This window comes from Roseateles sp. P4_D2, from assembly GCF_056401875.1.
On record NZ_JBFUIM010000008.1, the window covers coordinates 237,976 to 263,696 of the forward strand.

At 67.0% G+C, this 25,721-nt stretch carries 27 protein-coding genes; 7 read left to right on the forward strand and 20 right to left on the reverse strand.

The features are described from left to right. Positions 1 to 79: 79 nt before the first annotated feature. The 6 genes from AC1DW0_RS16465 to AC1DW0_RS16490 all read left to right on the forward strand — a co-directional run bounded on the left by AC1DW0_RS16465 (position 80) and on the right by AC1DW0_RS16490 (position 6,587). Positions 80 to 1,237: a hybrid sensor histidine kinase/response regulator gene (locus tag AC1DW0_RS16465; protein ID WP_056199331.1), complete on the forward strand. Its 1,158-nt coding sequence runs from the start codon at positions 80 to 82 to the stop codon at positions 1,235 to 1,237. Then, entirely contained in the window at positions 1,234 to 1,881 is a 648-nt protein-coding gene (locus AC1DW0_RS16470; protein ID WP_056199324.1) for a response regulator, read from the forward strand. The genes AC1DW0_RS16465 and AC1DW0_RS16470 overlap by 4 nt, the downstream gene beginning before the upstream one ends. Before the next feature lie 217 nt (positions 1,882 to 2,098). Beyond that, entirely contained in the window at positions 2,099 to 3,319 is a 1,221-nt protein-coding gene (locus AC1DW0_RS16475; protein WP_457325557.1) for an efflux RND transporter periplasmic adaptor subunit, read from the forward strand. A 4-nt stretch (positions 3,320 to 3,323) separates the two neighbouring features. Beyond that, on the forward strand, positions 3,324 to 4,010 hold the full coding sequence (locus AC1DW0_RS16480) for an ABC transporter ATP-binding protein (protein WP_056199321.1): 687 nt from the start codon (positions 3,324 to 3,326) through the stop codon (positions 4,008 to 4,010). 88 nt (positions 4,011 to 4,098) lie between these two features. Further along, complete coding sequence (locus AC1DW0_RS16485; protein WP_477946932.1) at positions 4,099 to 5,268, forward strand: ABC transporter permease; 1,170 nt, start codon at positions 4,099 to 4,101, stop codon at positions 5,266 to 5,268. Positions 5,269 to 5,270: 2 nt separating this feature from the next. Next, positions 5,271 to 6,587 (forward strand): ABC transporter permease, encoded by a 1,317-nt coding sequence (locus tag AC1DW0_RS16490; protein ID WP_056199315.1) that lies wholly within the window; start codon positions 5,271 to 5,273, stop codon positions 6,585 to 6,587. On the opposite strand, the gene fliR is transcribed toward AC1DW0_RS16490, so the two are convergent. The 13 genes from fliR to fliF form a co-directional block, all read right to left on the reverse strand. After that, positions 6,584 to 7,348 (reverse strand): flagellar biosynthetic protein FliR, encoded by a 765-nt coding sequence (gene fliR, locus AC1DW0_RS16495; RefSeq protein WP_477946935.1) that lies wholly within the window; start codon positions 7,346 to 7,348, stop codon positions 6,584 to 6,586. The genes AC1DW0_RS16490 and fliR overlap by 4 nt on opposite strands. A gap of 676 nt (positions 7,349 to 8,024) precedes the next feature. Further along, complete coding sequence (gene fliQ / locus AC1DW0_RS16500) at positions 8,025 to 8,294, reverse strand: flagellar biosynthesis protein FliQ (RefSeq protein WP_056199307.1); 270 nt, start codon at positions 8,292 to 8,294, stop codon at positions 8,025 to 8,027. Next, the gene (fliP, locus tag AC1DW0_RS16505; RefSeq protein ID WP_056199304.1) at positions 8,294 to 9,040 is read right to left on the reverse strand and encodes a flagellar type III secretion system pore protein FliP; all 747 of its coding nucleotides are present in this window, start codon (positions 9,038 to 9,040) and stop codon (positions 8,294 to 8,296) included. The genes fliQ and fliP overlap by 1 nt, the downstream gene beginning before the upstream one ends. Beyond that, positions 9,030 to 9,353 carry a FliO/MopB family protein gene (locus tag AC1DW0_RS16510; RefSeq protein WP_457392232.1) on the reverse strand — a complete coding sequence of 108 codons (324 nt, stop codon included), beginning with the start codon at positions 9,351 to 9,353 and terminating at the stop codon, positions 9,030 to 9,032. Before AC1DW0_RS16510 ends, fliP begins: the two co-directional genes overlap by 11 nt. Before the next feature lie 187 nt (positions 9,354 to 9,540). Beyond that, positions 9,541 to 9,987, reverse strand: a complete 447-nt coding sequence (fliN, locus tag AC1DW0_RS16515) for a flagellar motor switch protein FliN (protein ID WP_056199299.1) — start codon at positions 9,985 to 9,987, stop codon at positions 9,541 to 9,543. Next, positions 9,977 to 10,981 (reverse strand): flagellar motor switch protein FliM, encoded by a 1,005-nt coding sequence (gene fliM, locus AC1DW0_RS16520; RefSeq protein WP_057295840.1) that lies wholly within the window; start codon positions 10,979 to 10,981, stop codon positions 9,977 to 9,979. The genes fliN and fliM overlap by 11 nt, the downstream gene beginning before the upstream one ends. 13 nt (positions 10,982 to 10,994) lie before the next feature. Beyond that, positions 10,995 to 11,594: a flagellar basal body-associated FliL family protein gene (locus AC1DW0_RS16525; RefSeq protein ID WP_056199292.1), complete on the reverse strand. Its 600-nt coding sequence runs from the start codon at positions 11,592 to 11,594 to the stop codon at positions 10,995 to 10,997. Positions 11,595 to 11,728: 134 nt separating this feature from the next. After that, the gene (locus tag AC1DW0_RS16530) at positions 11,729 to 13,054 is read right to left on the reverse strand and encodes a flagellar hook-length control protein FliK (RefSeq protein ID WP_457354266.1); all 1,326 of its coding nucleotides are present in this window, start codon (positions 13,052 to 13,054) and stop codon (positions 11,729 to 11,731) included. Between the two features lie 13 nt (positions 13,055 to 13,067). Next, entirely contained in the window at positions 13,068 to 13,523 is a 456-nt protein-coding gene (gene fliJ / locus AC1DW0_RS16535; RefSeq protein WP_056199287.1) for a flagellar export protein FliJ, read from the reverse strand. 79 nt (positions 13,524 to 13,602) lie between these two features. Further along, positions 13,603 to 15,030, reverse strand: a complete 1,428-nt coding sequence (gene fliI / locus AC1DW0_RS16540; protein WP_056199284.1) for a flagellar protein export ATPase FliI — start codon at positions 15,028 to 15,030, stop codon at positions 13,603 to 13,605. Beyond that, positions 15,027 to 15,803 carry a FliH/SctL family protein gene (locus AC1DW0_RS16545; protein ID WP_056199282.1) on the reverse strand — a complete coding sequence of 259 codons (777 nt, stop codon included), beginning with the start codon at positions 15,801 to 15,803 and terminating at the stop codon, positions 15,027 to 15,029. The genes fliI and AC1DW0_RS16545 overlap by 4 nt, the downstream gene beginning before the upstream one ends. 249 nt (positions 15,804 to 16,052) lie before the next feature. Continuing rightward, a complete protein-coding gene (gene fliG / locus AC1DW0_RS16550; RefSeq protein ID WP_056199280.1) occupies positions 16,053 to 17,048 on the reverse strand; it encodes a flagellar motor switch protein FliG in 996 nt (331 codons plus the stop codon). 229 nt (positions 17,049 to 17,277) lie between these two features. Beyond that, a complete protein-coding gene (fliF, locus tag AC1DW0_RS16555; RefSeq protein WP_477946938.1) occupies positions 17,278 to 18,930 on the reverse strand; it encodes a flagellar basal-body MS-ring/collar protein FliF in 1,653 nt (550 codons plus the stop codon). A 189-nt stretch (positions 18,931 to 19,119) separates the two neighbouring features. On the opposite strand from fliF, the gene fliE reads away from it, so the two are divergent. Further along, on the forward strand, positions 19,120 to 19,446 hold the full coding sequence (gene fliE, locus AC1DW0_RS16560; protein ID WP_056199272.1) for a flagellar hook-basal body complex protein FliE: 327 nt from the start codon (positions 19,120 to 19,122) through the stop codon (positions 19,444 to 19,446). 61 nt (positions 19,447 to 19,507) lie between these two features. Here the strand turns inward: fliE and AC1DW0_RS16565 are convergent, their stop codons facing one another. From AC1DW0_RS16565 to AC1DW0_RS16595, 7 genes are all read right to left on the reverse strand, one after another. Then, the gene (locus AC1DW0_RS16565; protein WP_082532787.1) at positions 19,508 to 20,173 is read right to left on the reverse strand and encodes a pilus assembly FimT family protein; all 666 of its coding nucleotides are present in this window, start codon (positions 20,171 to 20,173) and stop codon (positions 19,508 to 19,510) included. Further along, entirely contained in the window at positions 20,074 to 20,805 is a 732-nt protein-coding gene (locus AC1DW0_RS16570) for a flagellar brake protein (RefSeq protein WP_457392247.1), read from the reverse strand. The genes AC1DW0_RS16565 and AC1DW0_RS16570 overlap by 100 nt, the downstream gene beginning before the upstream one ends. A 168-nt stretch (positions 20,806 to 20,973) precedes the next feature. Further along, positions 20,974 to 21,273, reverse strand: coding sequence for a flagellar protein FliT (locus AC1DW0_RS16575; protein ID WP_056199261.1), 300 nt, complete (start codon positions 21,271 to 21,273; stop codon positions 20,974 to 20,976). Between the two features lie 46 nt (positions 21,274 to 21,319). Beyond that, complete coding sequence (gene fliS, locus AC1DW0_RS16580; protein ID WP_056199259.1) at positions 21,320 to 21,757, reverse strand: flagellar export chaperone FliS; 438 nt, start codon at positions 21,755 to 21,757, stop codon at positions 21,320 to 21,322. Positions 21,758 to 21,881: 124 nt separating this feature from the next. After that, positions 21,882 to 23,282, reverse strand: coding sequence for a flagellar filament capping protein FliD (fliD, locus tag AC1DW0_RS16585; protein WP_056199256.1), 1,401 nt, complete (start codon positions 23,280 to 23,282; stop codon positions 21,882 to 21,884). A gap of 146 nt (positions 23,283 to 23,428) precedes the next feature. After that, entirely contained in the window at positions 23,429 to 24,403 is a 975-nt protein-coding gene (locus AC1DW0_RS16590) for a flagellin N-terminal helical domain-containing protein (protein ID WP_056199253.1), read from the reverse strand. Between the two features lie 199 nt (positions 24,404 to 24,602). Then, entirely contained in the window at positions 24,603 to 25,520 is a 918-nt protein-coding gene (locus AC1DW0_RS16595) for a flagellin N-terminal helical domain-containing protein (RefSeq protein ID WP_056199250.1), read from the reverse strand. Positions 25,521 to 25,721: the final 201 nt, after the last annotated feature.

Genomic DNA, 25,721 nt, shown 5'->3' on the forward strand with positions numbered 1-25,721 from the left:
ACGAGCCGTATTACCGCTCTGACCCGCGTCGAGTGTGGCGCCGGGCCACCTGCCGCGAGCGGCGGCATACTGCGCCCCCATGACGATTTCTGCTGTGGAGCAGGCGCCCCGGGTCCTGCGTGTGCTGCATGTCGAGGATTCCGAACTCGACCATCAACTCATCCTTGCCCAGCTCGGCCGTGCGGGGCTCAAGGTCGAGATGCAGAGGCTGGACGCCTTGCCCGCCGTGCTGGCCGCGCTGGAGCGCCCCTGGGACGCCATCATCTCGGACTACAACCTGCCTGGCTACTCGGGCCTGGATGTGCTGGAGGCGGTGAAGGCGCGCCAGCTGCTGACGCCTTTCATCCTCGTTTCCGGCGAGATCGGCGAGGACACCGCCGTGGGCGCGATGCGCAATGGCGCCTCCGACTACCTGCTGAAGAACAACCTGAACCGGCTGGCACCCGCCCTGCTGCATGCCATCGACGCCGCCGAGAACGAAAAGGCCCGTGTGGCCGCCGATCACGAACTGGTCAAGTCCAAGCAGCGCCTGCACCAGTTGGCCGGCCACCTGCAGACCAGCGTCGAGCTGGAGCGTGCCGCCATCGCGCGGGAGATCCATGACGACGTCGGCGGGTCCTTGACCGCCGTCAAGTTCGACCTCGCCTGGATCGATCGCCATGCCCAGGAGCCCGAGGTGCGCCAGCGCGTTGCCGCGGCATTGGAGACTGTGAATGCCGCCATCGAGGCCAGCCAGCGCATCATGCACAACCTGCGTCCGGCTATCCTGGAGCAGGGCCTGGTTGCCGCCCTGCAGTGGATGACGGCCCGTTTCGAACGCCGCACCGGCATCGAGGCTGGCCTGCGCATCGGCGAAGAGCGGCTGGCGCTGCCCTCCGGCGTGCCGCTGGTGGCTTACCGCACGGCGCAGGAGGCGCTGACCAATGTATCCAAGCATGCGCTGGCGACCCGGGTCGACATCGAACTCAGCCAGGACTCCGGCGTGCTGACGCTGGAGATCCGCGACAACGGGCGCGGCATGGGGCGGGGCGACCTCGCCAAGGAGCGGTCCTTCGGCATCCGTGGCCTGCACGAGCGCGCCGCGACGGTGGGCGGCTGGGTCGACCTGTCCAGCCCGCCGGGCGGCGGCACCAGCCTGATCCTGACCGTGCCGCTGGCCCAGGACGCCATCGACGCACTGGACGACTCGACCGACTTCGGCAAGGATGACGGCCAATCCATCTGGGGACGCGCGTGATCAAGGTCATCCTCTGCGACGACCACGGCCTGATCCGCCGCGGCATCCGTGACACGTTGGCGGATGCCCAGGACATCGAGGTCATTGGCGAGGCCGGCGACTACACCGAGCTGCGCGGCCTGCTGCACACCCTGGGCAAGGACAACCCCTGCGACGTGCTGGTGCTGGACATCAACATGCCCGGCCGCTCCGGCCTGGACGTGCTGCATGTGCTCAAGGACGAGGGCAACCCGGTACGCACGCTGATCGTGTCCATGTATCCCGAGGACCAGTACGCCATCCGCGCGCTCAAGGCCGGCGCCTATGGCTATGTCAACAAGGGCGGCGACCCCGCCACGCTGGTGCAGGCCGTGCGCACCGTGGCCCAGGGCCGAAAATATGTAACGCCCGAGATCGCGCAGATGCTGGTCGAAAGCCTGACCGCGCCCGTCACCGAGCAGGCCCACCACAAGCTCTCCGACCGCGAGCTGCAGACCCTGGTCATGATCGCCTCGGGCAAGCGGCTGTCCGACATCGCCGAGGAGCTGATGCTCAGCCCCAAGACCGTCAGCGTCTACCGTGCCCGCATGCTGGAGAAACTGGGCCTGAGCAACAACTCCGAATTGACGGTCTATGCCATCCGCAACGGACTCGTCGCCAGCTGAATGACGCCGGCACGCCAGGCCTGACGGCCGCCGTTCATCGCCCCTGGCTGTCGATTCGCCACCGCCAGCCGCCGTCCATCGATTGATGACATGCTGTGGCAGCAGCCACTGCACAATCCGCCCCGGTTCCAAATGGGTGGTCGAAAGACCGGTGCTGCTGCGGGCCTGAGGGTCCGCCCAAGCCAACTGTTCAAGGGGGCGTGTCATCGATACCGGATTGCTGAAAGAGTTGCGCATCGACGGTGCGCATCGCGAGGACCATGGCGACGGCGGGCCGCCCAAGTGGGTCTGGGCCCTGGTGGTGGCCGTCGTGCTGCTGGCCGCGGGCGGCGCCTGGGCCTGGTGGTGGCTGTCGGGGAACAAGCCGATCCCGGTGCAGACGGTCACGGTCCGCGCCAACGGTCAGGGCGCCAGCGCCGATGCGGTCCTGCAGGCGACGGGTTATGTGACGGCGCGCCGCATGGCGACCGTCTCGGCCCAGATGACCGGCACGCTGACTGAGGTGCTCATCGACGAGGGCTTCAAGGTCAAGAAGGGGCAGGTCCTGGCCCGGCTCGATGACACCGGCTTGAAGGCGGGCCTCGCCGCGGCCCAGGCGCAGATCCGCACGGCCGAAGCCAATCTCGGCCAGGTGCGCGCCCAGCTCGCCCAGGCCCAGGCCGACGAGCGCCGCCAGGCCGAGCTGAACGCCAGCGGCATGACGACGCGCCAGTCGCGCGAGCAGGCGGCCACGGCGGTGAAGACCGTGTCCGCGCAGATGGAAGCGTCTCAGCGCCAGATCGAGGCCGCCCAGGCCCAGGCGCGGCAGGCGCGCGTCAACTTCGACTACGCCACCGTGCGGGCGCCGTTTGACGGCGTCGTCACGGCCCGCGCGGCGCAGGTGGGCGAGATCATCTCGCCGCTGTCCGCCGGCGGGGGTTTTACCCGTACCGGCGTGGGCACCATCGTCGACATGGACTCGCTGGAAGTGAACGTCGACGTCAACGAGGCCTACATCGCCCAGGTCAAGCCCGACATGCCCTGCGAAGCCGTTCTCGACGCCTACCCGGACTGGAAGATCCCGGCCCATGTCGTTGCCGTCATCCCGAGCGCCGATCGTGGCAAGGCCACGGTCAAGGTGCGTGTGGCACTGGAAAAGAAGGACGAACGTCTGGTGCCCGACATGGGCGTGCGCGTGAGTTTCCTGGCGGCCAAGCCCAAGACCGAAGCCAAACCGGTACCCGGCGTGCTGCTGCCGCCGGAGGCCCTGGTGCAGCGCGACGGCGGCGACGCCGTGTTCGTCGCCCATGACGATCGCGCGGAGCAGCGCGCCGTGAAGCTCGGCGCCGACGCGGGCAAGTTCAAGCTGGTCACCAGCGGATTGAAGGCGGGCGAAACGGTCGTGCTGTCGCCGCCCACCGAACTGAAGCAGGGTTCCAACATCGTGAAGAAGGACTGAAGAGATGAGCGCACTGATCGAGATCCGTGACCTGTCCAAGGTCTACACCCGTGGCAAGCAGAAGGTGGAAGTGCTCCACCACATCGAGCTGGATGTGCAGCAGGGCGACTTCCTTGCCTTGATGGGCCCCTCGGGCTCCGGCAAGACCACGCTGCTCAACCTCATTGGCGGCCTGGACGCTCCCAGCGGCGGCGCCATCAGCGTTGGCGGTGAACGTATCGACAAGCTGTCCGGCGCGGCGCTGGCCAAGTGGCGCGCCTCGCGCGTCGGCTTCGTGTTCCAGTTCTACAACCTGATGCCCACGCTGTCGGCGCAGAAGAACGTCGAGCTGCCACTGCTGCTGACCAAGCTGTCAGCGGGCGAGCGCAAGAAGCGCGCGGCGATTGCGCTGCAGCTCGTCGGCCTGGCCGACCGCGCCTCGCACAAGCCGACCGAACTGTCGGGCGGCCAGCAGCAGCGCGTGTCCATCGCGCGGGCCATCGTGTCGGACCCGACGCTGCTGGTCTGCGACGAACCCACCGGCGACCTGGACCGGCAATCCGCCGAGGATGTGCTGACGCTGCTGCAGGCCCTCAACCGCGATCATGGCAAGACCATCGTCATGGTCACCCACGACCCGCGCGCCGCGGCCCGAGCGAGCCACACGCTGCATCTGGACAAGGGCACGCTGGTAACCGAAGCCACCGCTTGAAGGAGCAGATGATGCCCCCACGCTCACTTTGTTCGCTGCCCCCCGAGGGGGCGTCCAGCCTCTTTGAGACGGCTCTGCGGAGGCTGGCATGAAATACCTTCATCTCATCTGGGCGGCGCTGTTCCGGCGCAAGGGCCGGACCTTCCTGACCCTGGTGTCCATCATCACGGCCTTCCTGCTGTTCGGCCTGCTGGACGCGGTGCGCGTCGGCTTCGACCAGGCCGGCAAGAGTGCCAACGGCGCCCAACGGTTGCAGACGGGCTCCAAGCTCAGCTTCATCCAGTTGCTGCCGATGTCGCTGGGCGCACGCATCTCGCAGCTCGACGGCGTCAAGGATGTAGCCTTCGCCAACTGGTTCGGCGGCGCCTACCAGAAGCCCGAGAACGCGGTCTTCAGCTTCGCCGTCGCACCCAACTACCTCGACATCTACCCCGAGATGGAAGTCTCGGCCGAGCACCGCAAGGCGTTTGCCGAGACCAAGAATGGCGCCCTCGTCGGTGAAGGCCTGGCGCGCAAATTTGGCTGGAAGGTCGGCGACCAGGTGCCCATGCAGTCCACCATCTTCCCGGACCGCAACGGCAGCCAGAACTGGCCCTTCCAGATCGTCGGCATCATCCACGTGGCGGACAGGAAGGCAGCCGGCTGGTGGGACCAGATGTTCCTGCTGAACTGGAAATACTTCGACGACACCACGCCCTGGAACCAGGGCCAGGTGGGCTGGTACGTGACGCGAGTCAAGGATGTGAACCAGGCTGACCGCGTGCTCAAGGCCATCGACGAGATCTCGGCCAACTCCGACCACGAGACGCGCACCCAGACCGAGGCAGCCGCCATGTCCAGCTGGATGAAGCAAGTGGCCGACATCAACCTCATCGTCACCTCCATCATGGGTGCGGTGTTCTTCACGCTGCTGCTGCTGGCCGGCAACACCATGATGCAGGCCGTGCGTGAACGCACCGGCGAGATCGCGGTGCTGAAGACCCTGGGCTTCTCGGGTGAGAGCGTGCTTTCGATGGTGCTGGCTGAGTCGGTGCTGCTGCTGCTGATCGGCGGCACGGCCGGCCTGGGGCTGGCCAGCGTCATCGGCCCCATCGTCAGTCAGGGTAGCGGCGGCGCACTCAACCTGCCCGCGGCCGGGGTGGACAGCTGGATGATCGGCGTGGGCCTGGCCCTGCTGTTCGGCTTGGCCGTCGGCGCGTTGCCGGCGTTGCGCGCCATGCGTATCAACATCACCGATGCACTGGCCGGGAGGGCATGAGCATGAAATTCCTGAAGAACTTCGGCCTCATCCTCCTCACCGTCCTGATGCTGGCCGCGTGGATCCTCATGCCTTGGTATGGCGCCCTCGCGCTGGCCGCGCTGCTGGCGCTGTGGATGCTGCTCTTTCGCAGCGGCGCGCAGGCGCTCTCGGTCACTTCGGTGGGCATCAGCACACTGACGCAGCGGCTGGGCTCCTCGGCCGTCATCGTCGTCGGCATTGCCGGCGTGGTGGGTGTGCTCGTGTCGCTGCTGGCCATGGCCGAGGGCTATGCGCAGACCCTGCGCAACTCGGGCAGCCTGGACACCGCCATCGTCATGCGCGGCGCATCCGCCAACGAGGTGTCGTCGTCGCTGACGCGGGAGGACGTCGTGCAGATCGGGCAGGCGCCGGGCGTGTCCCGCAATGCCAAGGGCGAGCCCATTCTGTCGGCCGAAACCGTGGTGGCGGCCAACCTGCCGGTCAAGGGCGGCAAGGCCGGCGACCAGGGCAGCGCCCAGGTGCGCGGCATCAGCGAAGCCGCCTTCACCGTGCGGCCCAATGTCAAGATCGTCGAGGGCAAGGTTTTCCAGCCGGGCCTGCGGGAACTGGTCGTCGGCAAGGGCGCGGTGCGGCAGTTCGACGGGCTCACGGTGGGCGCCACGTTGAAGCTCGGCAACCAGCCCTGGACCGTCGTCGGCATCTTCGCCTCAGGCGACGCGATGGAGTCCGAGCTGTGGGGCGACGCGACGATGGTCAACGACGCCTACCGGCGTGGCAACGGGGCCAACTCAGCCACGGTGAAACTGGACAGCCCGGCAGCGATCAAGGCCTTCAGCGAATCGCTGGAGAACAACCCGCAGCTCAAGGTCAAGGCGACCACGACGGTGGAGTTCTTCGCCAAGCAGAGCGAGCAGATGACCAAGATCCTGCGCATCATCGGCATCGTGGTCGGCTCCATCATGGCCGTGGGGGCGGTGTTCGGCGCGCTGAACACCATGTTCGCCGCCGTGGCCGCGCGGGCCCGCGAGATCGCCACGCTGCGCGCCATCGGCTTTCGCGGCCTCCCGGTCGTTGTCGCCGTGATGCTGGAGACAACGCTGCTGGCCTTGATCGGCGGCCTCATCGGCGGCGGCATCGCCTGGCTGATCTTCAACGGCTACGAGGCCTCCACGATGGCGGCCGGCTCGGTCGGCAAGCTCAGCTTCAACCTGGCCGTGTCGCCGGGACTGCTGTGGGAGGGCATCAAGTGGGCCTTGGCCATCGGCTTCGTGGGTGGCCTGTTCCCTGCGGTGCGGGCGGCTTCGCTGCCTGTGACGACGGCGTTGCGCGAGGCCTAACTGAATGCTGACAGCAGACGCTCCAGCGCCACCATGAACGGCGTCTGCATCAGCGGCAGGGTGGCCACCATGCCGATCAGGCCGATGCTGACGGTCAGCGGGAAGCCGACCGAGAAGACACCGATCTGAGGCGCGACGCGCGAGATGACGCCGAGCACGAGGTTGACGAACATCAGCATCGTGATCAGCGGCAGCGCGATCCACAGCCCGATGCTGAAGATCTCGGCCCCCCATTGCTGAGGTGTCGCCACGCGCAGGAAGGCGAAGGGTTCGCCGCCGACCGGGAAGGCGTGGAAGCTCTGGATCAGCGCGTTGATCAGCAGCAGATGGCCGTTGATGGCGATGAACAGGAAGGCCACCATGCTGCCGAAGAAGCGCGCGCTGGCGGTGCCCTGGGCGCCGGTGCTGGGGTCGAAGAAGCCGGCGAAGTTCAGGCCCATTTGCAGGCCGATGATTTCGCCGGCGAACTCCAGCGCCGCGAACACGATGCGCACCGCAAAGCCCATGGACAGGCCGATCAGCAGCTGCTGGGCGACCAGCAGCGTTAAAGCGGGCATCGAGTCCAGCGGCGTGACCGGCATCGCCGGCAGCGAGGGCTGGGAGGCGACCGAGATGAAGAGGGCCAGGCCCACGCGCAGGCGCAGCGGCACATTGCGCTGGCTGAAGGTGGGCATGCCGGCGAACAGGGCCAGCGTGCGGATGAAGGGCCACAAAAGTGGATTCAACCAGGCGAGGAGTTGGGCTTCGGTGACGGAGAACATTGGGTGTTTGTTGCTCCGTTCAGGGCTTGTCGCCAGGGGGCGTGCGGTTTTCGGTGCTTTGGGTTGGCGCCACGTTGCCGGGAGTCCGTCCCGGCGGCCGGGTAACTTTCTTCTGCGGCGCCAGAAGAAAGTCACCAAAGAAGAGGCGCTGAACCGCACACGATCGCGACGACGCCATGAGCGTCGCGCGAAAACACTCACCTGCATTACGGGCAGACGCGACCCGCTGCGCTCTCGCTGCTGTCCTTGTGGAGAGCGCCATCCATTGCCCCTTCACGCCGCTTAACGCCGGCTGCACGCCGGGCTTATCAGGGAATACCGCGTCGCTGGGGCGACGCCGCCGAGCGCAACTAGCCGTCGCGTCGCCCGAGCGACGTTGTATTTGGTTTTCTGGTGAGCCCGGCGTGCAGCCGCGCGTTAAGCGGGCAGGCGGGGCGATGGATGGTGCTGGTGACAGGGACAGCAGCGAGAGCGCAGCGGTTCGCGTCTGACCACTCACCGTGCGGCTGTTGCACGGCGCAGCTCGTGCATGTGGTGCTGGTGTGCGGTTCAGGGCCTCTTCTTTGGTGACTTTCTTCTGGCCCCGCAGAAGAAAGTTACCCGGCCGCCGGGACGGACTCCCGGCAACGTGGCGCCAACCCGAAGCATTGACCAGCCGCCCACTCACGGCGCCAACCTACCCAACCACGTTCGGGATCGTCATCAACGTCCGCTGGATGTACTCCACCAGCGTCGTCATCATCCACGGCCCCGCAACGGCCAGCGTCAGCACCGTGGCGATGACCTTGGGTACGAAGGACAGCGTCGCTTCGTTGATCTGCGTGGCCGCCTGGATCACGCTGACGACGACGCCGACGAGCAGCACGACGATGAGCACTGGTGCGGCGACCAGCATCATCATGTAGAGGCCTTGCTGGCCGAAGGTGAAGACTTGTTGAGCGTCCATCAGGTCACAAAGCTCGCTGCAAGAGAACCAAGAAGCAAATTCCAGCCGTCCGCCAAGACGAACAGCATCAGCTTGAAGGGCAGGGCGACGAGCACGGGCGACAGCATCATCATGCCCAGGCTCATCAGTACGCTCGCCACGATCATGTCGATGACGAGGAAGGGGATGAAGATCAGGAAGGCGATCTGGAAGGCGCTCTTCAGCTCGCTGGTCACGAAGGCCGGCACCAGCACCTTGAAGGGCACGTCCTCGGCCTTGACGCTGGCATCCAGCTTGGCCAGGCGCGAGAACAGGGCCACGTCGGCCTGGCGCGTCTGCTTGAGCATGAAGCCGCGCATCGGCACCTCGGCGCGCTTCAAGGCCTCGTCGAACTGGATGGTGCCGGCGCTGTAGGGCTGCCAGGCCTCGGCGTAGACCTTGTCCAGCGTCGGGCTCATGACGAAGAAAGTCAGGAAGAGCGACAGGCCGACGATGACCTGGTTGGGCGGCGCGGCCTGCGTGCCCAGCGCCTGGCGCATCAGGCTCAGCACGATGGCGATGCGCGTGAAGGCCGTCATCATCAGGATGACTGCGGGCAGGAAGCCCAGGGCGGTGAAGAACAGCAGCGTCTGGATGGGCACCGAGTAGCTGCCGCCCGCACCCTGCCCAATCAGCAGCGGCACGGTGGCCGGCGGCGTCTGGGCTTGGGCAAAGGCGGCACCGGCTGCGAGCAGCAACGTGGCGCCAAGCAGGGGCTTAAGACGCATCTTGGCGCTCCTTGCTCAGCAGCTTGGCAAAGCTGGCTGGCGGGACGGGCTCGGCCTGCGGCGGCATCACATGCAGCGTCGTGATGTTCTGGGCCGTGGCCCCAAGCACCAGCCAGCGGCGGTCATCGCCCTGGCCGACCTCGACGACGAGGATGCGCTGGTTCGGCGCCGTGGGCAGTTGCGCCACGACACGCAGCACGCCGACAGCCGCCGCGCCACCCAGCGGCGTGCGCTTGAGCAGCCACAGCGCGACCGGGATCAGCGCGACGATGCCGAGGAACCAGAGAAAGGGGAGCAGGCCGGAAGCATTCATGCCTCGGCATTCTGCGGACGGACTTGAGCCGGCGAACCCCCTAAATGGCAGCGCAAACCCTTGGTTGTCCAAAGACCGCCGCTGCCGTAGGCGCGGCGACGTCGAGGGCAGCCGCTGATCCGGCTTTGCCGGGCAGACGGCGTTGCCCCCTTGAGGGGGCCGGCGAAGCCGGTACGGGGTGGGCCGTTTATGCCGCCTTGGACAGGCGGCGCATGCGCTCCGAAGGCGTGACGATGTCTGTCAGCCGGATGCCGAACTTGTCGTTCACGACCACCACCTCGCCCTGGGCGATCAGGTAGCCGTTGACCAGCACGTCCATCGGCTCGCCGGCCAGCGCGTCCAGCTCCACGACCGAGCCCTGAGCCAGTTGCAGGATGTTCTTGATCGGGATGCGGGTGCGGCCCAGTTCAACGGTCAGCTGGACGGGGATGTCCAGGATCATGTTGATGTCATTGCCTGGACCCGCGCCGCTGGTCGGCGTGAAGTTGGCGAAGCTGGGCGTGGAAACCTGCTCCGGCACCTCGGTAACGACCTCGGTCGCGGTGGAGGGGGCGGGCGCGGCCTCGGCCAGCGCCGCGGCCCACTCGGCCGCCATCGCGTCTTGTTCTTCTTGGCTGGGTGAATCAGGGCTCATGTTTGGCTCCCAACCAGCTCTCTTGAGGGCCGGTCAGCATCTTGTCGATCTTGAGGGCATAACGCCCGTTGGACGTGCCGTAGTGGCAGTCGAAGACGGGCACGCCGTCCACCTTGGTCTGGATCATGGGGTCCAGGTCCAGTTCGATGAAATCGCCCGGCTTGAAGGCCAGCAATTGCTCGACGGTGGCCGGCGCCGTGCCCAGCTCCGCCACCAGTTCAACTTCGGCCGATTGGATCTGGGTCTTGAGCAGATTGATCCAGCGCCGGTCCGGCTCGGAGGAGTCGCCGACCGTCGTCGAATACAGCACGTCGCGGATGGGTTCCAGCGTCGAGTAGGGGATGCAGAAATAAATGGTGCCGCTGGTCTCGCCGATTTCCAGCGTGAACGAGGTCGACACGACGATCTCGCTGGGCGTGGCGATGGTGGCGAACTGGGGCTGCATCTCCGAGCGCTGGTATTCCAGCTCGAGCGGATAGATGCCCTTCCAGGCCTTGTGGTACTCGGCGAGGATGACCTCGACGATGCGGGTGATGACGCGCTGCTCGGTGGGCGAGAAGTCGCGGCCCTCGATGCGGGCGTGGAACTTGCCGATGCCGCCGAACAGGGAATCGATGACGGCGAACACCAGCGTCGGGTCGCAGACGATCAGCCCGCTGCCGCGCAGCGGCTTCACCGACACGATGTTGAAGTTGGTCGGGACGACGATCTCGCGCAGGAAGGCGCTGTACTTCTGCACCTTGATGCCGCCGATGGCGACTTCCGGGCTCTTGCGGATGAAGTTGAACAGGCCGACACGGATGTTGCGCGCGAACCGTTCGTTGATGATTTCCATCGTGGGCATGCGCCCACGAACGATGCGTTCCTGGCTGGCGAGGTTGTACTCGCGTATGCCGCCGACCTGCTCCTCTTCCTGCTCGAGCTTTTGGCTCTCGCCGGTGATGCCCTGGAGCAGTGCATCGACTTCGTCTTGGGAAAGGATCTGCTGATTCATTGCTGACCCAGGCTTACTGGACGATGAAGTTGGAGAACAGGACTTGCGTCACCGGGCTTTCGACGTGGGCCTTTTTCTTCTTTTTCTTCTTGGGCGCGTCGGCGGCTTCGTGCTCGTCGTCCTCATCGAGCTCGATCCCCATGGGGCGCACCGACTCGCGCATGATGTCCTTGGCGAGCTTGTCCTTGCCCTCGCGGGTCAAGAGCTCGGCGGCGGTCTTGTGCGCCAGCACCATCAGCACATTGCTGCGGATGGCAGGCATGTAGGCCTTGATCTGGTCGGCGAACTTCGGGTCTTCGACCTGCAGCGTGATGCCGATCTGGGCGAAGCGGTCCACGTCCTTGTCCGCCAGGTTGACCGTGAAGGGGTCCAGCGGCACGAAGGTGGGCGGGTGGTCGCTCTTGGCGTGGGCCTTGGGCTTGGCCGGGCTCTCGGTGGTGGCTTCGGCGCCGTCTTCACCGTCCTCGGCAACGGGCTTCTTCTTGAGCAGCATGACGGCCGCGCCGCCGCCCACCAGCACCAGCACCAGCACGGCGGCGAGGATGATGATGAGCTTCTTGCTGCCGCCCCCCTTGGGCGCGGCAGTTTCCGCAGCAGCCGGCGCAGTCGCCATGAGCACTCCTTGAGACGTCCATCGCCCAGGCCAGCCACTGCAGGCCGTGGGCACATGCGCTGGATTATTGACCCCGGGCCCGCCGGGCAAGCGCCGATTAGCTGGAGCGAGGTGTGCCTATTTCCGCTTCAGCTTCAGGCAAATGTGTCGAGCAGGCCGACGGCGCGCCGGGCGGGTGCTGCCGCGGTGCCGGCGGCGATGCGCCCGCCGCCGGTCGTTGTGCGCGAACTGCGGTCGTCACCGCTGTTGCCGGCGTCGGCATCGCTGCCCCTGGGATCCTTCTGATCCTGCTGGGTTTGCTGGAAGACGCCCCCTCCCGACAAGGTCAGTCCCTGGCTCTGCAGCGCGGCTGCCAGGTCGGGCAGGCTCTGCTCCAGCGCCTGGCGGGTTTCGGCCTGGGCGGCATGGAAGGAGACCTGCGCCTGGGAGCCGTCGATGACGATCTGCACCGCCACCGGGCCCATGTCGGCCGGGTTGAGCTGCAACTCGGCCTGCTGCACACCGTCCACCGCCAGCAGGCTGACGCGCGCGCCAAGCTCGGGCGCGAAGGCATTGCTGTGAACGGCGGCCTGCACCTGGCCACTGGCGCTGACCGGTGCGGTGTCGGCCGCGGCTGCCAGGGCCGGCATGGCCTGGGCGAGCACCGCGGCGAAGCTGGTGGGGAGGGCATCAGGCGAGGTGGCCGCGTGAGCCGTGCTGGCATCGCCGGAGGAGGCGGCTTGCAGGGCGTCACTGTGGATGGCCGCGCGTGCCGCCACCTTGTCGGCGGCAATGGCTTGTTCCACGCCCTTGGCGCGAGGCGCGACGTCCTGTGAGGTGGCGTCCGCCGGGCGGCGCTCGAAAGCTCCAGCCGAAGCGGCATCAGCGCCGGTACCGGCGCGGGCGGTTGATGTGCTGTCGTCGTCGGCCAGCCGGTTGATGCGCCCGCGGGCGACATGCTTGCCGCCAGGCGTGTCGTCTGCCGTGGCCTCGGCGCCCGGCTGAGCGGCCACGATGGCCTGGGCGGGCAAGGCCGGCGGCGTCAGGCCGATGAGCTGGGTGAACTCGGCCAGGCCGGAGGTTTCAAGGTCTTGCGCGCCGTCGCCGTCGGTCGTGGCGACGGTGCTGTCATCGCCTGCCTCGCCGCTGACGGCTCCCTGCTCGGGTTTGGCCGAAGCTGCAGCGTCGGGCGTGCGGCCCTGCGCCGGCTTGGCGGGTGCAGGCGCGGCAGGGCGGCGGGTTGTGGCTGTGGCTGTGGCGGCAGCTGGCGCGGGCTCGTGGGTCGGGGACTCAGGCTCGCGCGGCACCGGATCGGCGTGGGCCGGTGGCGTCGGCAACCCAGGCTGGTCGTTCAGGAATTGCGCAAAGCTCGGCCCGCCGGCCGCACCGCTGCCGGGCAGGGCGGGGTGGGCGGGCTGAGAAGCTTGAACGGAGGGCAAGGCGGCCGGCTTGGGAGCGATGGTCTGCGAGGAGGCGAGCATGGTGGCGGCCTCCTCAGGCGTGCGCCATGCGCCGCAGGTGGGCGCGGGCGGCAAATTCGTCGGTGGCGCGCTGTTCGCTGCGCTGCACCGCTTTGGCGGCTTCGGCCTGGCGGCGGGCGATCAGCTGGCGCAAGGCGGCGACGCGCATCTCGGCCTGGCCGAGGGCCTCGCGGGCGCGCACCTGGCGCTGGTCGGCGTGGCTGGCGACGTGGCCCTGCGTGTCCACGGCCTGGTCGATGCGGCGGCCAAAGCTCTGGTAGCAGCCGACGATGTCCATGGTCGTGGCCTGGGCGAAGGATTGCGTCCAACGCTGCTGGTAGTCCTGACGGTAGCCGGACAGCTCGCCATGCTGGGCACGGGCGGCCTGGGCCTGGGTGCTGGCGGCATGCAAGGCCTGAGCGGCGGCGTCGCGCTCGTTCTCGGCGCGTTCCAACAGCAGGCTCAGTGTGTCTTTGGCGGGTGCACTCATCTCAAACTCCAGCACAGCGCCCGGCGACCCCGACAGGGGGCCCGGCGCTCAGTCGATATCGGCGGCCCGACCCGAAAGGTTAGGCGCCTTGGACCACGGCCTGCAATTGGCTGACGCTGGCGTGAAGAAGTGCCGGGCTGTGCATGTCCTGCTGCAGCAGCCGCGTCATGTCGGCATGCAGGCGTACGGCCAGGTCCAGCTCGGGGTCGCTGCCCGGGGCATAGGCGCCAAGCTGGATCAGGTCGCGGGCCTTGTTGTATTTCGCCAGAAGCTGGCGGAATCGACGCGCGGAATCGACCTGGTTTTGGGGTGCAACACTGGTCATCACCCGGGAAATGGAGCGCTCGATGTCGATGGCCGGGTAGTGGCCGGCCTCGGCGAGGTCGCGCGACAGCACGATGTGGCCGTCCAGGATGCCCCGCGCCGCGTCGGCGATGGGGTCCTGCGGGTCGTCGCCCTCGGTCAGCACCGTGTAGAAGGCGGTGATGGAACCCTCGCCCGGCAGGCCGTTGCCGCTGCGCTCCACCAGCTGCGGCAGCTTGGCGAAGCAGCTCGGCGGGTAGCCCTTGGTGGCCGGCGGCTCGCCGATGGCCAGGGCAATCTCGCGCTGGGCCATCGCATAGCGGGTCAGCGAATCCATCAGCAGCAGCACATGGCGGCCCTGATCGCGGAAATGTTCCGCAATCGCCGTGGCGTAGTGCGCGCCCTGCATGCGCATCAGCGGCGGCGAATCGGCGGGTGCGGCGACGACGACGCTGCGCTGGCGGCCTTCAATGCCGAGGATGTCCTCGATGAATTCCTTGACTTCGCGGCCGCGCTCGCCGATCAGGCCGACGACGATGACATCGGCCTGGGTGTAGCGGGCCATCATGCCCAGCAGCACCGACTTGCCGACGCCCGTGCCGGCGAACAGCCCGAGGCGCTGGCCGCGGCCGACGGTCAGCAGTGCGTTGATGGCGCGAACGCCGGTGTCCAGCGGGATGCGCACCGGGTCGCGGTCCATCGCGTTGATGGGGCGCCGCACCATGGGTTCGTTGTGGATGTCGGCCAGCTCGCCGCCGCGGTCCAGCGGGTGGCCATGCGGGTCGACGACGCGGCCGAGCAGGCCGTCGCCCATCGGCAGGTGCAGGCCGCGATCCTCGCCACGGCGCCAGGGGTGCAAGGGCTGGCCGAGTTGGGGAGCGAGCGGCGGCAGGTGGCGCGGCACGACGGTGGCGCCGCTGGACAGGCCCTGGACCTCGTCGGTGGGCATCAGATAGGCGCGGTCCCCCGAGAAGCCGACGACCTCGGCATTCACTGGCGCCGAGCCGCGGCGCGGGCTGTTGCCGCTGCTGGGCATCTGGATGCGGCAGACCGAGCCCATCGGCACCTTGATGCCGGTGGCTTCCAGCACCAGGCCGGCCACGCGAACCAGCTTGCCGTGGGATTCCAGCGGCGCGGTGTTGGCCGCCAGCGTCTCAAGGTCGGCGAGATAGCGCTGCCAGCGATCGGTGCGCGCCGAAGTCATTCGTCCTCCGTGCGCCGGTCTTCCCAGATCGATTGCTGGCCGATGGCCGAGACGGCCTGTTGCCAGCGCGTGGCAATCGTCGCGTCGACGCTGGCAATGTCGGCATCCACCTTGACGCCGCCGCGCGGCACCTCGGGATCGGGGATGAGCTGCGCCTCGCGGGCCTGCAACTCGTTGCCGGCGCCTTCCTGCACCAGGGGGTGGTCATCGGGGTGGACACGCACGCGCACGTGGCGCGCCGACAACTGCAGGGCCTCGACGGCGTCGTGGGCCACACGGGCGATCAGCTCGGGGCGTTGCTCAAGCTCGCTGCGCACGACCTGGCGGGCCAGCTCGACGGCGATACGGGCGATGGACTGGGCCATCTCGTCTTCCAGCGAGCGCATCTCGGTATCAAAGCCCGTCACCAGCGTGCCGAGCTGCTTGCTCATCTGCTGGGCAAAGCTCTGCTTGAAGGCGTCCAGCGCGGCCATGCCATCGCGGTAGCCGTCCTGATAGCCGCTCTGGCGCGCGGCGTGTAGCAGTTCCTGCGCGCTGGGTTCGGGCGGGGGCGGCGGCTCTACCGGTGCGGCGGCGGTGGGTGTGGCCGGCGGGTTGCCGGGGCGCATCGGCGCGAAGGGCGAGGGTGCGGCGTTGCCCAGGTTGTCGAGGTTCCAGGCCTTGGCGCCCTGGAGTTCCTCGCCAGGAATGAAGCGGGCATAGCTGCCACGCCGATCAGTCTCACGGCGATCGGGCGGCGGGACTTGCCGCGGGGGTTGGCGACCGGTGGCCATGTCAGTTGCTCCAATGTGCGTCGTTGCGCACCAGGGATTCTGCGGGCCGAGCGCAGGGCCGCTCCCAAGCCGGCCCGCCATGGCGATGTGCTTGCCGGTCAATCCGGCAAGCATCGCCGTCCCCTCGGGGGCTGAGGCCGGACACATTGCGCCCAGTGGGCGCGATGTGCCTGCCGAAGAGCTGCGGCACATGCCGCAGCGCGGTCTGCAAGACCGGCCAAGGTACTCCTTGGACGAGGGGCTTCATGATTAAACGAATTGGTCGTCGCCGCCGCCGACCAGGACGATTTGGCCCTCGTCGACGAGGCGGCGCACGATCTTGAGCATTTCCTTCTGCTCGGCCTCGACCTCGGACAGCCGCACCGGCCCGCGGGTCTCGAGGTCCTCGCGCAGCGTCTCGGCGGCGCGGGTGGACATGTTGCGGAAGATCTTTTCTCGCAGCTCAGCGCCGGCGCCCTTGAGTGCGACGATGAGTGCCTCGCTCTGCACTTCCTTGAGCACGGCCTGGATGCCCTTGTCCTCGATCTTGTTCAGATCGTCGAAGGTGAACATGTTGTCCATGATCTTCTGCGCCAGGTCGGAGTCGGCCTCGCGGATGTAGTCCAGCACCGAGGCCTCGACGCTGGAGCCCATCATGTTGATGATCTCAGCGGCCGTCTTGGCGCCGCCCAGTGAGCTCTTCTTCATGCGCTCGCCGCCGGCCAGGATTTGGCTCATCACTTCGTTGAGGTCCTTCAGCGCCGTTGGCTGGATGCCGTCCAGCGTGGCGATGCGGATCAGCACCTCATTGCGGCCGCGTTCGGTGAACATCTTCAGCACCGAGCTGGTCTGGTCGAAATCCAGGTGGGCCAGGATGGCCGCGATGATCTGCGGGTGTTCGTTGCGCAGCAGCTCGGCCACGCTGGCGGCGTCCATCCACTTCAGGCTTTCGATGGAGGAGACGTCGCTGCCCTGCAGGATGCGGTCCAGCAGCAGGTTGGCCTTGTCCTCGCCGAGGGCCTTGCGCAGCACGGCGCGCACGTATTCGTCGGTGTCGGTGACCAGGGTGCTCTGGGTCTCGGCGACGGCATCGAACTTGTCGAGCACGGTCTCGACCTGGGCCCGCTTGATGACCTTGAGCTTGGCGATCTGCTCCCCCAGCGCCTGCACCTCTTTGGGCGACAGATGCTTGAAGACCTCGCTGGCTTCTTCTTCGCCCAGCGACATCAACAGGATTGCAGCGTTCTCTATGCCCTTGTCATCCATGATCAAACCTCATTGCGAGGCGTAGTGCCTTCCGGGCCGCGCGCCGGGCTGCCAAGGGCCAGAGGCCCTTGGCCTGTCGTAGGCACAAGCAGTCCGCAGGGACTGCTTGTGTCCGACTCCAGTTCGCCAAGCCGGCCCGCCATGGCGGTGTGCTTGCGGCTCAACGCCGCAAGCATCGCCGTCCCCTCGGGGGACCGGCCAAGGTACGCCTTGGACGAGGGGTTCATTTTCATGCAGCCGTCTCGCCGGCCATCCAGTCGCGCATGATGTTGGCGACCGCTACCGGATTGTCGCGGGCCAGGGCGCGGGCACGCTCGAGTTTTTCGTTATGAATCGGCGCTTCAAGGCGCGGCATGCCGGCGCCCCCAGGCAGCAGCTCTTCGTCATCGACGACTTCATCCACCGTCTCGGCCTTGTCCTCGGGCGGCTGCGGCGCCGCGGCCTTGATGGCGGGGCGGATCATGCCGAAGACGGCGATCAGCGCGATGGCGACGAAGGCCAGCGGCACGATGGCGCTGCGGGCAACGTCCAGCAGCCAGGGTTGCTTCCAGATCGGCACATCGGCCGGTTCGGTCTTGTCGACGACGAAGGGCGCGCTGATGACCTTGACCGAGTCGCCGCGCTCGGTGTTGAAGCCCATGGCTTCCTTGACGAGGTCGGTCAGGCGCGTGATCTCTTCAGCCGGCACGGGCTGCTGCGTCGTCTTGCCCTTGGCATCGGTCACCGAGCGGTGGTTGACGACGATGGCCGCGTTCAGGCGCTTGACGTTGCCGACCGCGCCGCGCGTGACGCGCACGGTCTTGTCGACCTCGTAGTTGGTGACCTGTTCGCGACGGCTGTTGCCGCCAGCTCCCGCTCCTTGAGCGGCCTGCAGCGGGGCGCTGGCGCCGTTGACCGGGGCGGTGGCCGGCACAGGCGGCTGGTTGGTGGCAGCACCGGGTACGCCGGTGGGCGTGGCATTGCTGGCGTTGTTGCTCTCGTTGCTCTGGCTGGAGCGCACCGCAGCCTGGGCGTTCGGGCCCTGGTTGGGGCGGTACTCCTCGGCGGTGGCCTCGGTCTGGGAGAAGTCCACGTCGGCGGTGACGGAGGAGCGCAGGTTGTCGCGCCCGACAACGGGCTCCAGCAATTCGAAGATGCGCTTGTTGAAGCCGGCTTCGACCTGCTGCTTGTAAAGGAGCTGCTGGCTGTCGAGTCCGGTGGCGGTGTCCGCGCCGGTCTGGGAGATCAGGGCGCCGGTCTGGTCCAGTACGCTGACGGCCTTGGGATTGAGCTCGGGCACGGCACTGGAAACGAGGTGCACGATGCCGGCGATCTGGTTGCGATCCAGCGTGCGGCCGCCGCGCAGGGTCAGCACGACGGAGGCGCTGGGCTTTTGCTGCTCGCGGAAGAAGCCGTTCTGCTGCGGGATGGCCAGGTGCACGCGGGCATCGGCCACGTCCGACATGGCGGTGATGGTGCGTGTCAGTTCGCCTTCCAGACCGCGTTGGAAGTTCAGGCGTTCGTTGAACTGGGTCTGACCGATGCTGGACTTGTCCATCAGCTCGAAGCCGACGGCGTTGCCGGTGCCGCCCTTGGGCAGGCCCATCGCCGCCAGCTTCATGCGCAGCTCGTAAACCTGGCCGGCGGGCACGAGGATGGTGCCGCCTGCCTCATGCTTGTAGGGCACCTGCAGGGCAGCCAGTTGGCCGATGACGGCACCACCGTCCTTGTCGGCCAGGCCGCTGAACAGCGGGCGGTAGTCGCCCTGGCTGGACCAGAGCGTGATGGCCAGCACGGCGCCGGCCAGGGCGGCCAGGCCGGCGCCCATGGTCAGCTTGCTGCGCAGCGGCAGGCCGTTCAAGCGCTGCACGAAGTTGGGCTGGGCGTTGATCGGGGTGATCATCACCGGGGCAGCAGCAGCAGAGGCGCTCAGGGCGTTGTCCATCGGATGGGCGAGTACAGCGGGGGCCGGGGAATCCGGCGATGGCGCAAATTATTCGTGCCAGGCCCCTAAAGAAAGCGCCGAAGTGGCCGACTGAGCCCGCGCATCTCCGCCCTTAGTGCGCGTGACTTGCTGCCAAAGTCCTGCCCCATGGACATGAAGTTGCGCCCCTTCGACTTTGCACAGGCCGCCGCCCGAGCGGGCCTGGCGGTCAATGGCACGCCGCTAGCGCCCAAGCCGGCCGCCACGTCAGGCGCCAGCTTCGGCGACGCGATGACGCAGGCGCTGAAGAATGTCAGCGCCTCGCAGAACGAGGCCGCCCGCCTGCAGCGCGAGGTGCAACTGGACAACCCGACCGTCAGCCTTGAAGAGACCATGGTCTCGATGCAGAAGGCGCAGATCGGCTTCCAGGCCACGCTGCAGGTCAGGAACCGCCTGGTCTCGGCCTACTCCGAGATCATGAACATGCAGATCTAGCGGCTTTCGGGCCGAGCGCTGGGCCGCTCCCGAGCCGGCCCGGCTTGGCGATGTGCACCACTCAGCAGGCGCCTTTTCGTGCGTCTGCTCCGCAGATCGCTGGCCGGCCCAACGGGTTCAAGTCCAGATACAGCTGCTGGTTGCGGTCGTTGGAGATGCCGATGCGCGTCCATTCCAGCGCCCGGCCCATGCCGGCCTGGAAGGTGACGCTCTGGCCAGACTGCAGCAGCGTGCCTTTGTGCTCGCGGGAGTTGATGGCGCCGAGCTCGCAGCGCGGCACGCCTGTGGCGCAGTCGCAGGGCGCGGTGCGGCTGGTGCCCCAGCACCATTGCGCGCCACTGCTGAAGCTGACATAGATGTTGCGGCCCTCGTCCACGCTCAGGCCGCGGGCGCGGCGCAGGTCCTGCTCCAGCATCTCGGCCACGTGGCGCAGGCGCTGGCGGGCCAGATAACTCGCGTAGCTGGGCACGGCTGCCGACAGGATGATGCCCAGCACGGCCAGCACGAAAACCACCTCGAGAAGCGTGAAACCTTGCCCCTCGGCGCGCGAGTACGCGCACCGGTCCCCCGAGGGAACGCGGGCTGGCTTGGGAGCGGCCCTGCGCTCAGCCCGTCCGCCGGCCGCGTTCATGGATCCAGCTTCAGCAGGCGACGGCGCTTTTGCGTCTGGTCCACATAGACCTGCAGCGAGCGGCCGGCGTTGGCATCGAGGTCGACGAAGGAGCATCCCAGCTGCTGCATGCCGCTCGTATCGCCGGCGATGGGGCTGACATGGTGGGGCAGCAGGGTGACGCGCAGGGCGCTGATGCGATCCAGCTCGAGCACCAGGCCGTCGCTGACCTCGCCCACGGGCAGGGGGCTGAAATCGGGCGGCAGGGCCAGCGCGAGGCCGCCGATGCTGAGGTCCAGCACGCGCAGTGCGCGGCCGGGTTGCTCGGCGCCAGGCAGCACGATGCGCGGATAGGCACTGCCGGCCGGTTGCACGCGGAAGGACTGACGGCGCTGGAAACGGTACAGGCGGGCTGGCAGCGCGCTGCGCAGCACCGTGCCCTGTTCGCCGCTGACGAGGACGGGGCCCTCGAGTTCGAATTGCAGCTTGATGGCGCCGAGGTAGGCGACGGCGGTGATCTCGCCCTCGGCCACCAGGGCCTGGCTGATGCCGTCGGGATCGGTGCCGATCTCCAGGCCGATGAGGTCGGCGTCGGCGTCCAGCGCGACGATGCGGCTGGACAGGCTCTGGCCCTGGGGGCCGCTCAGCAGCACGCCGGAATTCTCGCGCTGCAGTTGCTGCAGATACGCCGCGATCTCGGCAGTGGAGGCGACGCGCAGTTCCTCGGAGGTGGGTTCAGGAGCGCTCATGCCAGGATGGTAGCTGCGCGGGTTGGTTTTGCGGGCCGAGCGCCGGGCCGCCCCTAGCCGGCCCGCCTTGGGCGATGTGCTTGCGGCTCGACGCCGCAAGCATCGCCGTCCCCTCGGGGGACCGGCTGGACTCGCCCGCGTTCAGCAGGGCGAGACCGGACGAGGGGCTCAATGCACCATCCTGCTCTTGCCCTTCATCACATGATCCAGGTCTTCCAGCCAGGGTTCGGCCAGATGGCGAATCTCGGCGTCATTGAGCAGGATGCGCTGCATGATGCGGGTCTTCAGCGCCGATTCACTCGGGGCCAGCTGGGACTGGTTGGCGGCGGACTTGAGCTGGGAGATCAGCAGCACGCAGGCGCCTTCGAGCTTGACGACTTCATCCCAGTTGCCGGTGCGGGCAGCTGACAGCATGTCGGCGCTGGCTTGTTCGATGGCCTCGTAATAGTTGAGCAGTTCGGAATTCATGGGGGCGTACCGGAAAGCGTGAGCAGGGCGGGGCGGATTGGGCGGATCAGGCGGCCCTGGGCGGGCGCACTGCGGGGTTGTCGGCGATGGCTTGCCAGGCGTCACGTACTGGCGCCAGCAGACGCTTGCACTCCTCGATGGCAGCGACGTCGCTGTGCAGGTTGGCTTGGGTCAGCCGCATGCACAGATACGCGTAAAGGTCGCGCAGGTCGTGGGCCAGCGGGGTGGATTCGAGGTTGAGGGCAGCCTTGAGACCTTCGTCCAGGATGCGCACACAGCGGCACAGTGAGTTGTTCTTGACCGGCGTGTTGCCTGCCTGGATCGCGGCCAGGGCCATGTTCATGCCTTCCATGACGCCGTCGAACAGCAGGGCGACGAGGCGGTGCGGGCTGGCGCTGAGGACATCGGTCTCGACGCCGACCTTGCCGTAGGCGGAGCCGGCGCGGTGAGCTCGGGAAGCAAACGGGGAGGAGGATCCGTACATGGGGGCTCTCTGGGCTGGATACCTTCAAATTTCGGCGCCCGGCCGGGGAACTTGAGGCGACCAACCCCCGCTGGCGGCATGAAAAAGGCGCCCTAAGGCGCCTTGTTTGCAATTCTTCACGGGCTCAGCTCGACGAGGTGCTGCCGAACTGCTTGTTGACATAGGACGACAGCGCGCTGAGCTGGCTCATCTTGGTGTCCAGCGCGCTGTACTGCGCGCGCAGGCGCTTTTCGGTCAATGTCAGCGAGTCCTGCATGTGGTCGATCGTGGCGTCGTTGCTGGCGATGCGCTTTTGCAGGCTGCTCTGGCCGTTGGTGATGGCGCCGTCCGTGCCCAGGATCTGGGTGGCAAAGGTGTTCCATTGCAGAGCGAAGCCCCGGTTGCGCGGCGTGGCGGCGTCCGGCGCGGCGAACAGCTTCTTCAAGTCCGTGAGATTGGTCAGCGCCTTGTCGAGCTTCGTCGAGTTGACCGTCAACGTGCCGTTCTGGCCGGGCTCCAGGCCGATGTCGGCCAGGCGGCCGAAGGCGCCGGCGAGTGTCGTGCTGCCGCCGGTGATGCCGCGCAGCATCTGTTGCACGGAAACTGCCTTGCTGTCGCCCTGAAGCACACCGGCGGTCTTGGTGCCGGCGTCGTACTTGGTCTGGTCGCGCATCAGGTTGAGCAGCTTGTTGTAGGAGTCTGCGAAATCCGTGATCGCCTTCTTGATGCTGGTCGTGTCGTTGCTGGTGCCGATGCTGATGGCGCTGGCCGTCGTCTTGAGCAGGGTCACGCTCATGCCGTCGGTGATGCCGGTCAGCGTGTTGCTTTCGGAGGTCAGGTCCAGCCCGTCCCAGTTGAACTGGGCATTGCTGGCGGCCTGGGTCTGGGCCATGCCTGCGCCGCTGCCGGGATCGTAGGTCAGGTCGGCCAGGGCGGCATCGGGGCTCGTGATCTGGAAGGCCTGGTTCTCGCCGGTGCTCAGCGACCGGATGACCAGGCGCGTGCCGGCCGCGTCGTTCACCAGGCTGGCGTTGACACCGACATTGGCGGCGTTGATCTTGTCGCGGATGCTGGACAGCGTGTCGGTCGCACTGACGGTGATGGCGGCGGGCGTGCCGCTGCCGGCGGTGAAGACCGGCGGGTCACCGGCCCAACGGCCCAGGGCGATGGTCAGGGTGCCGTCACCCAGGGTTTCGCTGCCACCAGTGAAGATGCGGCTGGCCACAGACTGGGCCGAGGCCAGCTGGCTGACCTTGAGCAGATGGTTCTGGCTGCCCGCGCTGCTGGCGCTGACGGTGGCGACCGAGGTGTCCGACACGCTGACCGTGGAAGCGTTCCACAGGCTGGCGTCGGACAGCTTCTGAGCGGCCGTCTGCATGCTGGATACGGCCGACTGCAGCTGGCCGTAAGCGGAGATCTTGGTCTGAAGCCTGGCAGAAGCCTGCTTGATGTTGTTGATCGGCTGCTGCTCGATCGACATCAGCTTGCTGACCAGGCTCTCGACATCAAGACCACTGCCGATACCGAGCGATGAGATGGTGGCCATAGCCCTTTCCTGTTAAGACCCGTTCCGTAACGCCTTCGGCATGCCGGTGGCGAACTTTAGGAAAACTTTCGCGGGACCGGCGCTGAAATGACAACGCCGGGACTTCCGACACGCGGATCCCGGCGTTTTTGGGTGCGGCGGGCGACTCAGCCCTTGAGCAGTTGCAGCACCTGCTGCGGCAGCTGGTTGGCCTGAGCGACCATGGCGTTGCCAGCCTGTTGCAGGATCTGTGCCCGCGACATGTTGGACGTTTCCTGGGCGTAGTCGGCATCCATGATGCGCGAGCGGGCTGCGGTCTGGTTCTCGACGGCGACCTGCAGGTTGGCGATCACCGAGTCGAAGCGGTTCTGCGTCGCACCGTAGGTGGAGCGAGCCAGATTGACCTGGGCGAGGGCGAAGTCCAGGAACTGGACGGCCACCGACGGGTCACCTTCGTCGCCGTTGGCGCCCGTCAGGGCGGGCGGCGCGCCAGCGGCGGAGAAATCCACCGCCGCGGTCGGCGGAACGCCCCCTGTACCGCTGCCGGAGGCGCCAAGAATGTTGATCTTGGTGCTGTTGATGGCAGCTTCCAGGGCGCCGTCGTTGCCGTTGGGCGTGCCGCTGGTTCCCAGGGTCGTCGTCAGGATGTCGCTCTGGGTGATGACGATCTGGTCATCCACCGTGGCGTTGGCGCCGACCTGGAACGTGAACGAGGTCGCCGCGCCGGTCAGGATCTGCGAACCGTTGAAGTTGGTATTGCGGATCAGCCGCCCCACTTCGGTCTGCAGCTGCGTGAACTCGTTGTTCAGCGCCGCGCGGTCCTGCACGTTGTTGGTGCCGTTGGCGGCCTGCACGGCCAGTTCACGCATGCGTTGCAGCATGTCGCCAACCTTGCCGAGCGAGCCTTCAGCCGTCTGCGCCAGCGAGATGCCGTCATTGGCATTGCGCATGGCAACCGACATGCCACGGACCTGGGTGTTCATCCGTTCGGCGATCGCCAGACCGGCGGCGTCGTCCTTGGCGGAATTCACACGCATGCCAGAAGACAGGCGCTGCATCGACACCGCCAGCAGCCCTTGGGAACTGTTCAGGTTCCGCTGCGCGTTCATCGATGCGATGTTGGTATTGATCGTCTGGGGCATTTAAGCACTCCTGCAACAGCCCGGTTGATTCCGGTGTCCGCGCCGCAGAAGTCAGCGACGCGATGGAGTGAATTGTGTTGGTGCCCTGCGCAGGTCAAACCCGCGAACAACGGTCAAAACCACGGCTATTAAGGAAGCGTTGTTCAACGCTTCTCAAGCCCGTGCCGGCGGTGCCCCATCGCCGGCGGCCTTGCTTCTATCAGCCGCCGCGCAGCAGCGTCAGCACCTGCTGGGGCAGTTGGTTGGCCTGCGAGATCATCGCCGTGCCGGCCTGCTGCAGGATCTGCGCACGGCTCAGATTGGCGGTTTCGCTGGCGTAGTCAGCGTCCATGATGCGGCTGCGCGCGGCCGACTGGCTTTCCACCGACACCTGCAGGCTGGAGATGACGGCGTCGAAGCGGTTCTGGGCGGCACCGAAGGTGGAGCGGGCCGTGTTCACCTGGGACAGCGCCTGGTCGATCTTGGCGACCGAGTCCAGCGCACCTTTGGTGCCTGTGCCGGTGTAGAGATCGAAGGTGGCGCCGGTACCGGCCGCGCCGACCAGCAGGATGTCGGTGTTGGTCGTGTTGGTGACCTCGGCCAGGGCGCCCTGGTTGGTGCTGGCAGCGGTGGCGGCATTCAGGATGTCGGCACCGGTGATCGTGATGGTGTCGTTGGCCGTCGCGTTGGCGCCCACCTGGAAGGTGGTGGCTGCGGAGCCCGTCAGGATGGAGTTGCCGTTGAAGTTGGTGTTGCTGGACAGGCGCGTGATTTCGGACTGCAGCAGCGAGAATTCATTGTTCAGCGCAGTGCGGTCGTCGATGTTGTTCGTGCCGTTGGCTGATTGAACGGCCAGTTCACGCATGCGCTGCAGCATGTCGCCGATCTTGCCCAGCGCGCCTTCAGCGGTCTGCGCAAAGGAGATGCCATCGTTGGCGTTGCGGATGGCCACGCTCATGCCGCGCACCTGGGTGTTCATGCGTTCGGCGATGGCCAGGCCAGCGGCGTCGTCCTTGGCCGAGTTGACACGCAGGCCCGACGAGAGGCGCTGCATGCTGACCATCAGCGAGCCCTGCGAGGCGGACGTGTTGCGCTGAGCGTTCAGCGAGGCGAGGTTGGTGTTGATGATTGCGGACATGGCGCGTTCCTTTCAGTGCCAATAGGTTGAATCCGAGCCCTGGGCAGCCGGCGCATGGGGCCTTGTGGCCTGTTGCTTGGGCTGACGAGCTGGGACCCGTTGAAACCGTTATCGGACCGGTCGGGGGAACGCTTGAGAGTGATCCTTTGTAAAACGGGCCGCTCAATCTCGCGAATTGCGGGGTGATTGGCGGCCTTTTAA

Coding starts and splice junctions, on each gene's coding strand:
- AC1DW0_RS16465 (WP_056199331.1), top strand. CDS start 80: ATGACGATTTCTGCTGTGGAGCAGGCGCCCCGGGTCCTGCGTGTGCTG.
- AC1DW0_RS16480 (WP_056199321.1), top strand. CDS start 3,324: ATGAGCGCACTGATCGAGATCCGTGACCTGTCCAAGGTCTACACCCGT.
- AC1DW0_RS16485 (WP_477946932.1), top strand. CDS start 4,099: ATGAAATACCTTCATCTCATCTGGGCGGCGCTGTTCCGGCGCAAGGGC.
- AC1DW0_RS16490 (WP_056199315.1), top strand. CDS start 5,271: ATGAAATTCCTGAAGAACTTCGGCCTCATCCTCCTCACCGTCCTGATG.
- fliR (WP_477946935.1), bottom strand. CDS start 7,348: ATGTTCTCCGTCACCGAAGCCCAACTCCTCGCCTGGTTGAATCCACTT.
- fliQ (WP_056199307.1), bottom strand. CDS start 8,294: ATGGACGCTCAACAAGTCTTCACCTTCGGCCAGCAAGGCCTCTACATG.
- fliP (WP_056199304.1), bottom strand. CDS start 9,040: ATGCGTCTTAAGCCCCTGCTTGGCGCCACGTTGCTGCTCGCAGCCGGT.
- AC1DW0_RS16510 (WP_457392232.1), bottom strand. CDS start 9,353: ATGAATGCTTCCGGCCTGCTCCCCTTTCTCTGGTTCCTCGGCATCGTC.
- fliN (WP_056199299.1), bottom strand. CDS start 9,987: ATGAGCCCTGATTCACCCAGCCAAGAAGAACAAGACGCGATGGCGGCC.
- fliM (WP_057295840.1), bottom strand. CDS start 10,981: ATGAATCAGCAGATCCTTTCCCAAGACGAAGTCGATGCACTGCTCCAG.
- AC1DW0_RS16525 (WP_056199292.1), bottom strand. CDS start 11,594: ATGGCGACTGCGCCGGCTGCTGCGGAAACTGCCGCGCCCAAGGGGGGC.
- AC1DW0_RS16530 (WP_457354266.1), bottom strand. CDS start 13,054: ATGCTCGCCTCCTCGCAGACCATCGCTCCCAAGCCGGCCGCCTTGCCC.
- fliJ (WP_056199287.1), bottom strand. CDS start 13,523: ATGAGTGCACCCGCCAAAGACACACTGAGCCTGCTGTTGGAACGCGCC.
- fliI (WP_056199284.1), bottom strand. CDS start 15,030: ATGACTTCGGCGCGCACCGATCGCTGGCAGCGCTATCTCGCCGACCTT.
- AC1DW0_RS16545 (WP_056199282.1), bottom strand. CDS start 15,803: ATGGCCACCGGTCGCCAACCCCCGCGGCAAGTCCCGCCGCCCGATCGC.
- fliG (WP_056199280.1), bottom strand. CDS start 17,048: ATGGATGACAAGGGCATAGAGAACGCTGCAATCCTGTTGATGTCGCTG.
- fliF (WP_477946938.1), bottom strand. CDS start 18,930: ATGATCACCCCGATCAACGCCCAGCCCAACTTCGTGCAGCGCTTGAAC.
- fliE (WP_056199272.1), top strand. CDS start 19,120: ATGGACATGAAGTTGCGCCCCTTCGACTTTGCACAGGCCGCCGCCCGA.
- AC1DW0_RS16565 (WP_082532787.1), bottom strand. CDS start 20,173: ATGCTCCTTCGTCGACCTCGATGCCAACGCCGGCCGCTCGCTGCAGGT.
- AC1DW0_RS16570 (WP_457392247.1), bottom strand. CDS start 20,805: ATGAGCGCTCCTGAACCCACCTCCGAGGAACTGCGCGTCGCCTCCACT.
- AC1DW0_RS16575 (WP_056199261.1), bottom strand. CDS start 21,273: ATGAATTCCGAACTGCTCAACTATTACGAGGCCATCGAACAAGCCAGC.
- fliS (WP_056199259.1), bottom strand. CDS start 21,757: ATGTACGGATCCTCCTCCCCGTTTGCTTCCCGAGCTCACCGCGCCGGC.
- fliD (WP_056199256.1), bottom strand. CDS start 23,282: ATGGCCACCATCTCATCGCTCGGTATCGGCAGTGGTCTTGATGTCGAG.
- AC1DW0_RS16590 (WP_056199253.1), bottom strand. CDS start 24,403: ATGCCCCAGACGATCAATACCAACATCGCATCGATGAACGCGCAGCGG.
- AC1DW0_RS16595 (WP_056199250.1), bottom strand. CDS start 25,520: ATGTCCGCAATCATCAACACCAACCTCGCCTCGCTGAACGCTCAGCGC.